Source organism: Bacillus sp. FSL L8-0358 (assembly GCF_038593095.1).
In the GTDB taxonomy this organism is placed as follows: Bacteria; Bacillota; Bacilli; order Bacillales; family Bacillaceae; genus Bacillus; species Bacillus subtilis.
In genome coordinates this window covers 3,853,354-3,865,083 of record NZ_CP151962.1, presented here as the reverse complement: position 1 = coordinate 3,865,083, position 11,730 = coordinate 3,853,354, and the positions used below count along the sequence as shown (strand labels likewise).

The following is an 11,730-nucleotide window of genomic DNA, read 5'->3' as shown; positions in this document are numbered from 1 at the left end:
AACACAATTGTTGAAAGCGTTTCAATAGAAAAATAAAAAAACAGGGCTTCAAAAAAAGCCCTGTTCGCTGTTGTTAATACGGATCAGATGGGTGGCTCTCCTGTTCAGCCTGCTTTGCAGCCTGTTCCGTTTCAGTTGTGCCGATCGGCCCGTTGCTGTTGTTCTCGGAAACCTTTTTTAGCCCTTCTGCTACGCGTTTTCCGTAGTCAGGATCAGCTTTTGTGAAATTCTCAATCATTTGATCCTGAATTTCTTTTCGGCACGTAGAAAGCGTATTTACCAAATTCGTAATCAATTCGTTCCGCTCAAATTCAGTAAATCTCCGGTACGTTTCTCCAGCCTGTCCGAAGTTGTTTGTTCTGTCAATCGCTTCACGCTTTACATCACCTTCGACATGCGGCGTATGGTCTTTTCCGTCCTGCTTCGCTTCCTTCAGCCCGCCCATAATGGATGGCTCATAGTTGACGTGCGGGTTTTGTCCTTCTGCTCTATCGACCCGATATTGCATTTGCCCGCCTTCCTGGTTGGTGGCGACATGCTTTTTCGGCGAGTTGATCGGGAGCTGCAGGTAATTTGCGCCTACACGGTAGCGCTGCGTATCAGAGTAGGCAAACGTCCGTCCCTGAAGCAGTTTGTCATCGGAAAAATCAAGCCCGTCGACAAGCACCCCCGTTCCAAATGAAGCTTGCTCCACTTCCGCATGGTAGTTTTCCGGATTTTTGTTCAGCACCAATTTGCCGATCGGTTTCCATGGGAAATCGTCTTTATACCACAGTTTTGTCGGATCAAGAGGATCAAAGTCCAGTTCAGGATGCTCATCATCGCTCATGATTTGAGCATACACTTCCCACTCTGGATAATCGCCATTTTCAATCGCGTCATATAAATCCTGTGTGGCATGGTTAAAGTTTTTCCCTTGAATCTCTTCTGCTTCCTTCTGTGTCAGGTTGCGGATGCCCTGCTTCGGTTCAAAATGGTATTTCACGAGAACGGCCTTGCCCTCCTCATTCACCCATTTATAGGCATGTACGCCTGAACCCTGCATTTGCCGGTAGTTGGCCGGAATGCCCCAAGGCGAAAACAAGAAGGTGATCATGTGTGTCGCTTCAGGAGATTGAGAAATGAAATCGAAGATACGTTCACCATCCTGGATGTTGGTCACTGGATCAGGCTGAAATGCGTGTACAAGATCCGGAAATTTCAGCGGGTCGCGGATAAAAAAGATTTTCAGGTTATTTCCGACCAAATCCCAGTTTCCGTCTTCTGTATATAGCTTTACAGCAAAACCGCGCGGGTCTCTCAATGTTTCAGGCGAGTGTTTTCCATGATTCACAGTTGAAAAACGGACAAATGCCGGTGTTTTCTTGCCTTTTTCCTGAAAGAGTTTGGCCCGTGTGTATGTTGAAATCGGTTCGTCTCCGAAGCTTCCGTACGCTTCAAAATATCCATGTGCACCTGCTCCCCTGGCATGAACAACCCGCTCTGGGATGCGTTCCCGGTCGAAGTGGCTGATCTTTTCGAGAAAATCATAGTTCTCAAGTGTTGTAGGCCCTCTATTCCCGACGGTTCTCACATTCTGGTTGTCAGTAACAGGATGCCCCTGCCTATTCGTTAAGGTATCCTCTGACTCGTTTTTCCCGGATGTCTTATGAGAAAGCGCTTCCTCGCTCCCTTGGGCATTTGATTGGTGCTGCTTGTTTTGATGATCATCTTTCAATGGTTGGCCCTCCTTTTTTGAACGGTAACAATATTCCCTGAATGGAAAGATTTTAAAACAGCCGTTTTTTTTGATCTGCTTCGGGAATGGTACAATGTACAAAAATCGGTAAAAGGAGAGGTCGATTCGTGACAAGAGAAAAAAATCCTCTGCCCATCACGTTTTATCAAAAAACCGCTCTTGAGCTTGCCCCATCGCTTCTGGGCTGCCTTCTTGTAAAAGAAACAGACGAAGGCACAGCGTCAGGCTATATTGTGGAAACAGAGGCCTATATGGGGGCTGGAGACAGAGCGGCACACAGTTTTAACAACCGCCGGACGAAGCGGACTGAGATCATGTTTGCAGAAGCTGGGCGGGTATATACATATGTGATGCACACCCATACATTGCTGAATGTCGTTGCCGCGGAAGAGGATGTCCCGCAAGCGGTATTAATCAGGGCGATTGAGCCGCATGAAGGCCAGCTGTTAATGGAGGAGAGAAGGCCGGGCAGGAGTCCGAGGGAATGGACAAACGGGCCTGGAAAGCTGACGAAAGCGCTTGGCGTCACGATGAATGACTACGGACGCTGGATCACGGAACAGCCGCTTTACATCGAAAGCGGGTACACACCGGAAGCAATTTCAACCGGCCCGCGCATCGGCATTGACAACAGCGGGGAGGCACGCGATTATCCATGGCGTTTCTGGGTGACGGGAAACAGGTACGTGTCGCGTTAGCATGTTTAAGGAAGAGGCAATCAGGGGAATGGTTGAGAAAAAAGAAGGGAGAATCGGAGCTTTGAAAAAGATGATCAAAACCGTTATCAAATGGGCGCCGGTCATTTACCCGATTGTTCGAAAAATCATGAAGGACCGAAAGGCGTCTAAACAAAAGAATATGTCCGCATCTAGAACAGCCGGCTGACCCCGGCTGTTTTTTTATAGGTCAGTTTTCCCTCTAGTCCTCCGGATGTTCATTGACTTGCCATTCTCTCCATTATAGAATTTATATACATTTCGCATCCCTTCATCATCCTTTCTGCCTATTCACTGAATCCCTGCATCTACTAGATAGGAGGTTTTTCTCATGCTTCATGGGCGACTTCGTGATATTCTGCGCTTGCTGATGGCGGCTGAAGCCCCGGTGACAAGTTCGTTTTTTGCCGCGCAATTAAACGTAACGACGCGGACAGTCCGCAATGATATAAAGGAACTGCAAGGTGTGCTAAGCGGCCACGGTGCCTTTGTACAATCTGTAAGAGGCTCCGGCTACAAGCTCCGCATTGATGACGAGCAAGTATTCAGAACACTGCTGCAAGATGTATTTCAGCAAAAAAAGGGCCTGCCGGTATTGCCGGAGGAGAGAATGGCCTATCTTATGAAACGTCTGCTGCTGGCGGACCATTATCTCAAGCTCGATGAACTGGCTGAAGAACTATTTATCTCAAAATCTACACTCCAAACGGATTTAAAGGAAGTAAAGAAACGTCTGCTGCCTTACCGCATTGTCATGGAAACACGCCCGAATTACGGCTTCAAGCTGCGCGGGGACGAGGTACAGATAAGGTACTGTATGGCGGAGTACATTGTTGATGAAAGAGAAACGGAGATAGATGTTTTGAATGAAAAGGCTGATATTTTGCCAAAAGAAGAAATTGAGATCATCCGTTCCGCCATCTTGAAAAAAATGAAAAACGACCGCATCCCTCTGTCCAACATGGGACTGAATAACCTCATTATCCATATCGCTATCGCCTGTAAACGGATCAGAACGGAAAACTATGTATCTCTTTTCCCGAAAGATATGGATCATATCTTGCATCAAAAAGAATACCGGGCTGCAGAAGCCATCGTAAAAGAGCTGGAATCAGCGCTTGCCGTTACGTTTCCGAAAGACGAGACGGCCTACATCGCCATGCATCTCCTTGGCACAAAACGAATGACACAATGCGGAGAGGACACATTCTCAATAGAAGAAGAAACCGATCAGCTGACACTTGCCATGATCAAAGCTGTTGATCGTGAACTGAAGCTTGGCATCCTGCATGACAAAGAGCTGAAAATCGGCTTGGCCCTGCATATGAAGCCGGCGATCAGCCGCAACCGATACGGCATGAATCTTCGAAATCCGATGCTGGCAGCGATCAAGGAACATTATCCACTCGCTTTTGAAGCCGGGATCATAGCCGGAATCGTGATAAAGGAACAAACGGGTATTGAGATTCATGAAAACGAAATTGGATATTTGGCCCTCCACTTTGGCGCCGCGATTGAACGAAAAAAAACAGAAAGTCCGCCGAAACGCTGTATCATTGTATGCGCATCGGGTGCCGGAAGCGCCCAGCTTCTGCGCGAAAAACTGCGTTCCCATTTCGGCAAGCGGCTCGATATTCTTGGAACGGCTGAATATTATAGTCTTGATCAAATGTCCTACGAATCAATTGATTTTGTCATCAGCACCATTCCGATTAAAAAAGAGCTCCCTGTACCAGTACTGAAGGTTAACACCATCTTAGGCGGAACTGACTTTACAAAAATAGAATCTATTCTGAGTGATGAAAAGGAAAAAGCCAATCGCTACCTAAAAAAAGAACTCGTTTTTTTTCAGGAGGATCTGCGCTCAAAAGAAGAAGTGATTCAATTTTTAGGGCAGAAAGCGGTCGAATGCGGCTTTGCCGATGAAGAAATCATAGATTCCATTTTTGAAAGAGAAGACATGTCGCCTACGTGTTTTGGCAATCTTGTTGCCATCCCGCACCCGCTTGTTCCACAGACGAAAACAACGTTTTGGGCCGTTTGTACGCTCAAAAAACCGATCGATTGGGAGAGTCAGCGAGTTCAATTTGTCTGTCTGCTTTGTGTCGAAAAGGAGAACAAAGCGGATTTGCAAAGCATGTATAAACTGCTTGGCAGCATTTTGGATGACCCGGCGGCGGTGAACCAGCTGGTCAAATGCCGGTCGTATCAAGAGCTTTCGGATGTGTTTGACCAAAAAATGCTGAGCTGACAGCCTGTATATACCTTTTTTCCGTTGCCTGCGGAAAAACCCTGAGTGTTTATGAAAGCGATTTCATAATATGATGATAGCAACAGCAGGACATTACAAAATTGATCAAACTCTAGGGGGTCTTTTACATGAATATATTACTCGTTTGTGCAGCAGGCATGTCTACTAGTTTACTGGTGAGCAAGATGGAAAAAAGTGCGCAGGAACAGGGAAAAGACTATACCATTTGGGCAGTTTCAGGCGATTCTGTACAAAATCATATCGATAAAGCGGATGTATTGCTTCTCGGTCCGCAAGTCCGTTACATGCTTCCGCAGCTCAAAAAATTAGGAGAGTCAAAGGGGGTTCCGGTAGACGTCATTAATACCGTCCATTATGGCACGTGCAACGGGGCGGAAGTGCTGAAATCAGCTGAACAGCTTGGACATGTGTCATAGAGAGGGGCGGGCTATGTGAATAAAGTCAATCAGATCTTAGAAGAAAAGGTCATGCCTATAGCGGGAAGAATTGCGGGACAGCGTCATTTGCAGGCGCTGCGTGATGGTATCATCCTCACGATGCCCCTGATTATCATCGGTTCCTTTTTCCTCATCATTGGCAACCTCCCGATCCCGGGATACGCTGAGTTTATGGCAAAAACGTTTGGCAGCTCCTGGTCTGAAAAGCTGGCCTACCCAGTCGACGCGACCTTTGAAATTATGGGTCTTGTCGCCGCGTTCGGCATCGCCTACCGGCTCGCCGAGAAATACGGCGTTGATGCCTTGTCGGCCGGAGCCATCTCCCTTGCGGCATTTTTATTAGCAACACCTTATCAAGTGCCGTTTATGCCGGATGGCGCGACGAAAGAAATCATGGTTGGCGGCGGGATTCCGCTTTCGCTCATGGGAAGCAAAGGCCTGTTTGTCGCCATGATTATCGCAATGGTGTCCACAGAGATTTACCGCCTCATTATCCAGCGCAATTTAGTCTTCAAAATGCCGGACGGTGTTCCGCCGGCGGTAAGCAAGTCATTTGTCGCGTTAATCCCCGGCTTTGCCGTTATCTTCCTGATTTGGGCAGCCCGGCTGATTGTTGAAGCGACACCGTTTGAAAGCCTTCATAATATTGTAAGCGTTTTATTGGGGACTCCGCTTTCCATTCTGGGAGGAAGCCTTGGAGGAAGCCTTGTCGCCGAAGCCGTCAAAATGCTTTTATGGGCCTGCGGCCTTCACGGTGCAAACATTGTCGGCGGCGTCATGGCACCGATTTGGTACGGCGCAATGGATGCCAACCGGATCGCATTCCAAGCCGGTGAGGAGCTTCCTAAGATTTTCACCCAGCAATTTTTCGATATCTGGGTCAATATCGGCGGAAGCGGCGCCACATTGGCACTGGTTGTCACGATGTTCCTGCGCGCCCGAAGCAAACAAATGAAGCAGCTCGGGAAGCTTGCGGTCGGCCCGGCCATCTTCAATATTAACGAACCGATTATATTCGGAATGCCGATCGTCATGAACCCAATGCTCTTACTTCCGTTTATCATCACGCCGCTTGTCACAGTGACACTCACGTACATCGGAATGAGCACCGGCCTTGTCGCCAAACCGGCGGGTATCGCAGTGCCGTGGACCATGCCGCCGATCTTTTCAGGCTACTTGGCGACAGGAGGAAAAGTCTCAGGCGCGGTCATGCAAGCCATTAATATTGCCGTGTCCTTTGTTGTCTACTATCCATTCTTCAGAATGTGGGATAAGCAGAAGCTGAAAGAAGAAAACGATCTGGAGCTGGTCCAAACGCCTGCAGCATCAGATGACAAAGAAGCGGCTCTGTAGAGAAAGGAAGTGAATCGCGTGAATGAGGAAATGGAACAAATCATTTTTCAAATCATCCTTCACGGAGGAAACGGTAGGAGCTCCGCAATGGAGGCCATTGGCGCTGCGAAAAGCGGTGACGCAGAAGAAGCGCGGAAAAAGCTTCAAGACGCTGCTGAAGAATTGTCAAAAGCCCATCATTATCAGACAGAGCTGATCCAAAATGAAGCGGGCGGAGAAAAGACGGAAATGACGCTTCTGATGGTTCATGCACAGGATCATTTAATGAATGCAATGACAGTGAAGGATATGGCTGCAGAGATCATTGAGTTATATGAAAAAATCACCGAGCAAAGGGGAGCAAGCATATGACAAAAGGATTGAAGATTGTAACGATTGGCGGAGGTTCAAGCTATACGCCCGAGCTAGTGGAAGGGTTTATTAAACGGTATGATGAGCTGCCTGTGCGCGAATTATGGCTCGTCGATATCCCTGAGGGCGAAGAAAAGCTGAATATTGTCGGCACACTCGCCAAACGGATGGTTGAAAAAGCTGGCGTCCCGATTGACATTCATCTTACGCTCGACCGGAGAAAAGCGCTGAAAGACGCAGACTTTGTCACGACTCAATTTCGCGTCGGACTTTTGCAGGCAAGAGCAAAGGATGAGCGCATTCCACTAAAATACGGAGTGATTGGCCAGGAAACAAACGGCCCGGGAGGCCTGTTTAAAGGATTGCGCACAATTCCGGTCATCCTTGAGATCGCAAAGGACATAGAAGAGCTTTGCCCGAACGCTTGGCTTGTTAACTTCACAAACCCTGCCGGCATGGTAACAGAAGCCTTGCTTCGCTACTCCAACCTGAAGAAAGTCGTCGGTCTCTGTAATGTTCCAATCGGCATCAAAATGGGCGTAGCCAAAGCGCTTGATGTAGATGTGGACCGCGTAGAAGTCCAATTCGCCGGACTGAACCATATGGTATTTGGGCTGGAAGTTTTCTTGGACGGCGTAAGTGTGAAGGAGCAAGTCATCGAGGCGATGGGCGACCCGAAAAACGCGATGACGATGAAAAATATCTCGGGCGCCGAATGGGAACCGGATTTCTTGAAAGCGCTTAATGTCATCCCTTGCGGCTATCACCGTTACTATTTCAAAACAAAAGAGATGCTGGAGCACGAACTGGAAGCATCACAAACGGAGGGCACCCGCGCTGAAGTCGTACAGAAGGTCGAAAAAGAGCTGTTCGAGCTTTATAAAGATCCAAACCTTGCGATCAAACCGCCGCAGCTGGAAAAACGGGGCGGAGCTTACTACAGTGATGCAGCATGTAACTTAATCAGCTCCATTTATAATGATAAACATGACATTCAGCCGGTGAACACGATCAATAATGGTGCAATAGCGAGTATTCCAGACGATTCCGCAGTTGAAGTGAACTGTGTGATGACGAAAACCGGCCCTAAGCCAATTGCTGTCGGCGACTTGCCGGTGTCTGTCCGCGGCCTTGTCCAGCAAATCAAATCCTTTGAACGTGTCGCGGCAGAAGCGGCAGTTACAGGTGACTATCAAACTGCACTCCTTGCCATGACGATTAACCCGCTTGTCCCGTCCGATACTGTGGCCAAACAGATTTTAGACGAAATGCTGGAGGCGCACAAAGCGTATCTGCCGCAGTTTTTCAACAAAATTGAAGCGTGAAAAAAGCCGGCCTGTAATGGGCCGGCTTTTTTTTACTTGCTTTCAGTCAGCGCTGCGACTTCGGTCGTCCATCCGAATTCGTCTGCGACAGCGCCTTTTTGAATGCCTGTAATCGTGTCATATAGTTTTTTTGCGATTTCCCCTGTTTCGCCATTGTTAATTGACAGTGTTTCATCCTGCCAAATCAGCTCGCCTACTGGGGAAATAACTGCTGCTGTACCAGTTCCGAAGGCTTCTTCCAGGATGCCGTCTTTATGGGCTTGGATGACCTCATCGATCGCAATTTTTCGTTCTGAAACTTGAAGGCCCCAATGCTTAAGCAAGGCGATGACTGAATTGCGCGTAATGCCTTCCAGGATGGTTCCGTTCAGCATCGGCGTTACGATTTCACCGTTGATTTTGAAGAAGATGTTCATGCTTCCGACTTCTTCGATGTATTTCTTCTCAATGCCGTCCAGCCAAAGCACTTGGGAAAATCCTTTCTCTTCGGCGACCTGCTGCGCTTTTAAGCTTGAAGCGTAGTTCCCTGCGGTTTTAGCATTTCCTGTTCCGCCTTTTACCGCACGGACAAATTCACTTTCAACAGCGATTTTGACCGGCTTAATGCCTTCTTTGTAATAAGAGCCGACCGGAGAAAGAATGATCAAGAGCTTATACGTATGAGATGCCGCAACACCAAGGAAAGGCTCGGTTGCGATGATGAACGGACGGATGTAAAGGGACGTGCCCTCCGCATTTGGAATCCAGTCTTTATCAATTGCGACAAGCTGCTTTAAGCCTTCAAGAACCTGTTCTTCATCAATTTGCGGGATGCAGAGGCGGTCGTTTGATTGATTCAGGCGTTCCATATTTTTTTCCGGTCTGAAAAGCAGAACATGGTCATCCTCTGACACGTAAGCCTTTAACCCTTCAAACACGGTTTGGCCGTAGTGATAGACCATTGCGGCCGGATCCATTGATAAGGGCTGATAAGGAATGATTCTTGGATCGTACCAACCTTTATCTGCCGCATAGTCCATTACAAACATGTGGTCTGTAAACACTCTTCCGAACGAAAGCTGATTTGGGTCTGGTTTCGGTTTTTTTGTTGATGTCAATTCAACGCGAATCGTTTGTTTAGTCATGGTCAATCTCCCTGCTGTTAAATTGTTTATATTATCAAACTTATTTGAAAATAATTATATTCTATTGTATACCTTCAACAAATAATCGCAATAGGTTTGCTCAAATTTGTAAGAAATTCATATGAAAAAAGCAGGAGAAATTAATTCTCCTGCGTGTTCATTTGCTCGAATAACCTGTCATAATCGGCGCGAGTGGCATCCCGAAGACCTTCAACACGTTCATTTGTAATCTCCTGTTTGCCTTCCTTCAAGCCGTCCAAGAAATATTGAACATATTCTTCAGATGAAATGCCCCGGTACGTCAGGCCTTGTTTATCGCGTGATTTTTGGTTTAAGCCCGTGTCCACCATAGGCGGTGCCATTTCAATCACTTCCACGCTCGTGTCGCGGAGCTGGTGTCTGAGCGTAAGCGAGAACGAGTGAAGTGCTGCTTTTGTTGCGCAGTACACCGGATAAACAGCTAACGGGTTAAACGCAAGCCCGGATGTGACCTGAACGATTGCCGCCTCAGGCTGCTTCATCAAATGAGGTGTGAAAAGGGCGGATAAATGGACAGGAGCTTGGAAATTAAGTTCAATTTCATCGCCGTCCACAAAAAGCTCCTCTGTCCCTTTTTTAAAGTCAATTTCCTTTTGAATGCCGGCGTTGTTGACGAGAATATTCAAGTTCGGATATTCCTTTAAAGCCCATTCATACAATGCTTCCCGCTGCGAACGGTCTGCAACATCACATTGCTTTGTATGGATGTTTGGGAGCTGCTGCTTCGCTTCTGCAAGACGTGCTTCGCTGCGTCCGCAAATGATAACTTCATTGCCGAGCTCCAGCAGGCGCTTGGCAAGTTCAAGCCCAATGCCAGCAGAACCCCCTGTGATTAAAACCGTATTGCCTGTCATCTTCATTGGATGTAACACCTCTTAATTAAGTTGGCTGTGATTCCTTTACTATTTCAAATCTTAGCAGGAAATATGCAGCCGCGTCCTATGAGATGCTCAGGATGAAGTGACTTTTCCGGTTTTATAAAATTCGTCAATTGCTTTATCGACATACACCCAGCCTTTCCAGCCGATGTGGATGGTGTCTTTCATGAAATACGGGTCATATTCATGCCCTGAGAAATCAGCAACCTGGAAGCCCTTCGCTCTGATTTGTTTATTTACCTTTTTGTAATAGTCAGTGCGTCCTTTTTTCGGGAAGCCTGTGTAATCGTACCATTTCCCGTTAACAGGAATGGTGACAAACATAGGCTCTGCGCCCGCATCCTTCAGGATATCGAGCATCATTTCAAAGTCGCCATATTCCGGTGACACCCCATACGATCTTCCTTTGTTTTTCCCTTTTAGCTTAGGCACTTTCGGCTTCAGCTTTTTATAGACAGGGTTGTCGATGTGAAAATCGTTAGAACCGGAGTGGCGTTTGCCTGATTGATCCGCTAGTTTATTCAATTCAGACCATGACTTATCCTTTACTGACTGCGAGATATAGCGCTTTGGCCCGGATGATTCTGTCGTTGAATAATACAGATCTTTCTTTTCCAGCATGCTGTAATACACTTTCGCCGCCGGTTTCAGCGCGTTCACTTTCCACGTCTGGCCGTTTACCATTGCTTTGTACAGCTCAGAAAGAATGGCATCGTTTTGCACAGCCTTGAAGCGCAGCATGCGTTTCATCATTTTCTTTTTAATTTCAGGGTCGATCTGATCGTTAAATGCCAAATCAAGCCCTTGCAGCGCAGAATAGTTCGGCGCGAAATGCTGTTCATCAGACCCGCGCTTAATAAACCATTGCGGAGACACGATGAATACGATTTTTTTGCCCTTCAGCTGATCCATATGGGCAGCGAAGTTTAAAGAATGAATCAATGACTGGGATCCGCCTTTGCCGACAAGGTATGGCGTGAATCCCTCATTGTTTACCTGAAAATAATTAGATGGGTGGAACTCGTCCAGCCGAGAAAGCTCAGAAGACCCGTAAATCGGAAGATATGTCGGATCTTTGAGCATCTGATCTTGTAAATATAGCCCTTGAAACATACTCGGATTCAAGGCTGTTGCTGACTCTTTCACACGCTTATCGGTGATGAAGCCTGTCAGCCATGAAGATGGAATTGCGATGGCGCCTGCGAATAGAATAAACGCCAAAATAATTGGACCGAAAAAACGCTTTTTCATTATTTCAACTCAGACAGCTGATTTACAATGTTGTTAGGTGTATTCCAAACGTCCCGGTCAAATTCAGTGATCGGCACTAAAATATCAAAACGGTTTTCAATCGCAAGCAGCAATTCTACTGTTCCAAAAGAATCAAGCAAACCTTCTTCAAAAATTTCAATATCAGGATTTTCCTTTACGATGTCATCCTGGCAAACCTCTGCTAAAACGTCTAATACCTCTTGTTTAAAATCCATAGCTTTCTAA

The 11,730-nt window shown here is 47.0% G+C and carries 12 protein-coding genes; 7 read left to right on the top strand and 5 right to left on the bottom strand.

The window, feature by feature from the left end:
* Positions 1–73: 73 nt before the first annotated feature.
* Positions 74–1,717, bottom strand: coding sequence for a catalase KatX (gene katX, locus NYE49_RS19835; RefSeq protein WP_015385023.1), 1,644 nt, complete (start codon positions 1,715–1,717; stop codon positions 74–76).
* A gap of 128 nt (positions 1,718–1,845) precedes the next feature.
* Between katX and NYE49_RS19830 the strand changes: the two genes are divergently transcribed.
* From NYE49_RS19830 to licH, 7 genes are all read left to right on the top strand, one after another.
* Entirely contained in the window at positions 1,846–2,436 is a 591-nt protein-coding gene (locus NYE49_RS19830; protein WP_003227303.1) for a DNA-3-methyladenine glycosylase, read from the top strand.
* A gap of 28 nt (positions 2,437–2,464) precedes the next feature.
* On the top strand, positions 2,465–2,623 hold the full coding sequence (locus NYE49_RS19825; protein WP_009968374.1) for a hypothetical protein: 159 nt from the start codon (positions 2,465–2,467) through the stop codon (positions 2,621–2,623).
* Positions 2,624–2,785: 162 nt separating this feature from the next.
* Positions 2,786–4,705 carry a transcriptional regulator LicR gene (gene licR, locus NYE49_RS19820; protein ID WP_041518112.1) on the top strand — a complete coding sequence of 640 codons (1,920 nt, stop codon included), beginning with the start codon at positions 2,786–2,788 and terminating at the stop codon, positions 4,703–4,705.
* A 128-nt stretch (positions 4,706–4,833) separates the two neighbouring features.
* Positions 4,834–5,142 carry a PTS lichenan transporter subunit IIB gene (licB, locus tag NYE49_RS19815; RefSeq protein ID WP_003218755.1) on the top strand — a complete coding sequence of 103 codons (309 nt, stop codon included), beginning with the start codon at positions 4,834–4,836 and terminating at the stop codon, positions 5,140–5,142.
* A gap of 15 nt (positions 5,143–5,157) precedes the next feature.
* Positions 5,158–6,516, top strand: a complete 1,359-nt coding sequence (licC, locus tag NYE49_RS19810) for a PTS lichenan transporter subunit IIC (RefSeq protein WP_015250911.1) — start codon at positions 5,158–5,160, stop codon at positions 6,514–6,516.
* Positions 6,517–6,534: 18 nt separating this feature from the next.
* A complete protein-coding gene (gene licA, locus NYE49_RS19805) occupies positions 6,535–6,867 on the top strand; it encodes a PTS lichenan transporter subunit IIA (RefSeq protein ID WP_047183398.1) in 333 nt (110 codons plus the stop codon).
* Positions 6,864–8,192: a 6-phospho-beta-glucosidase LicH gene (gene licH / locus NYE49_RS19800; RefSeq protein WP_047183397.1), complete on the top strand. Its 1,329-nt coding sequence runs from the start codon at positions 6,864–6,866 to the stop codon at positions 8,190–8,192. The genes licA and licH overlap by 4 nt, the downstream gene beginning before the upstream one ends.
* Positions 8,193–8,224: 32 nt before the next feature.
* Here the strand turns inward: licH and NYE49_RS19795 are convergent, their stop codons facing one another.
* From NYE49_RS19795 to dltC, 4 genes are all read right to left on the bottom strand, one after another.
* Positions 8,225–9,316, bottom strand: a complete 1,092-nt coding sequence (locus NYE49_RS19795) for a branched-chain amino acid aminotransferase (RefSeq protein ID WP_015385020.1) — start codon at positions 9,314–9,316, stop codon at positions 8,225–8,227.
* Positions 9,317–9,456: 140 nt separating this feature from the next.
* On the bottom strand, positions 9,457–10,215 hold the full coding sequence (locus NYE49_RS19790; protein ID WP_174616688.1) for an SDR family oxidoreductase: 759 nt from the start codon (positions 10,213–10,215) through the stop codon (positions 9,457–9,459).
* A gap of 90 nt (positions 10,216–10,305) precedes the next feature.
* Positions 10,306–11,484 carry a D-alanyl-lipoteichoic acid biosynthesis protein DltD gene (gene dltD, locus NYE49_RS19785; protein ID WP_047183395.1) on the bottom strand — a complete coding sequence of 393 codons (1,179 nt, stop codon included), beginning with the start codon at positions 11,482–11,484 and terminating at the stop codon, positions 10,306–10,308.
* Positions 11,484–11,720 carry a D-alanine--poly(phosphoribitol) ligase subunit DltC gene (gene dltC, locus NYE49_RS19780; RefSeq protein WP_003227325.1) on the bottom strand — a complete coding sequence of 79 codons (237 nt, stop codon included), beginning with the start codon at positions 11,718–11,720 and terminating at the stop codon, positions 11,484–11,486. The genes dltD and dltC overlap by 1 nt, the downstream gene beginning before the upstream one ends.
* Positions 11,721–11,730 lie beyond the last annotated feature (10 nt).

Bases quoted from the DNA above. Each gene is read 5' to 3' on its own strand.
- NYE49_RS19825 (WP_009968374.1), top strand. From the start codon at position 2,465: ATGGTTGAGAAAAAAGAAGGGAGAATCGGAGCTTTGAAAAAGATGATC.
- licB (WP_003218755.1), top strand. From the start codon at position 4,834: ATGAATATATTACTCGTTTGTGCAGCAGGCATGTCTACTAGTTTACTG.
- licR (WP_041518112.1), top strand. From the start codon at position 2,786: ATGCTTCATGGGCGACTTCGTGATATTCTGCGCTTGCTGATGGCGGCT.
- dltC (WP_003227325.1), bottom strand. From the start codon at position 11,720: ATGGATTTTAAACAAGAGGTATTAGACGTTTTAGCAGAGGTTTGCCAG.
- licH (WP_047183397.1), top strand. From the start codon at position 6,864: ATGACAAAAGGATTGAAGATTGTAACGATTGGCGGAGGTTCAAGCTAT.
- NYE49_RS19790 (WP_174616688.1), bottom strand. From the start codon at position 10,215: ATGAAGATGACAGGCAATACGGTTTTAATCACAGGGGGTTCTGCTGGC.
- NYE49_RS19795 (WP_015385020.1), bottom strand. From the start codon at position 9,316: ATGACTAAACAAACGATTCGCGTTGAATTGACATCAACAAAAAAACCG.
- dltD (WP_047183395.1), bottom strand. From the start codon at position 11,484: ATGAAAAAGCGTTTTTTCGGTCCAATTATTTTGGCGTTTATTCTATTC.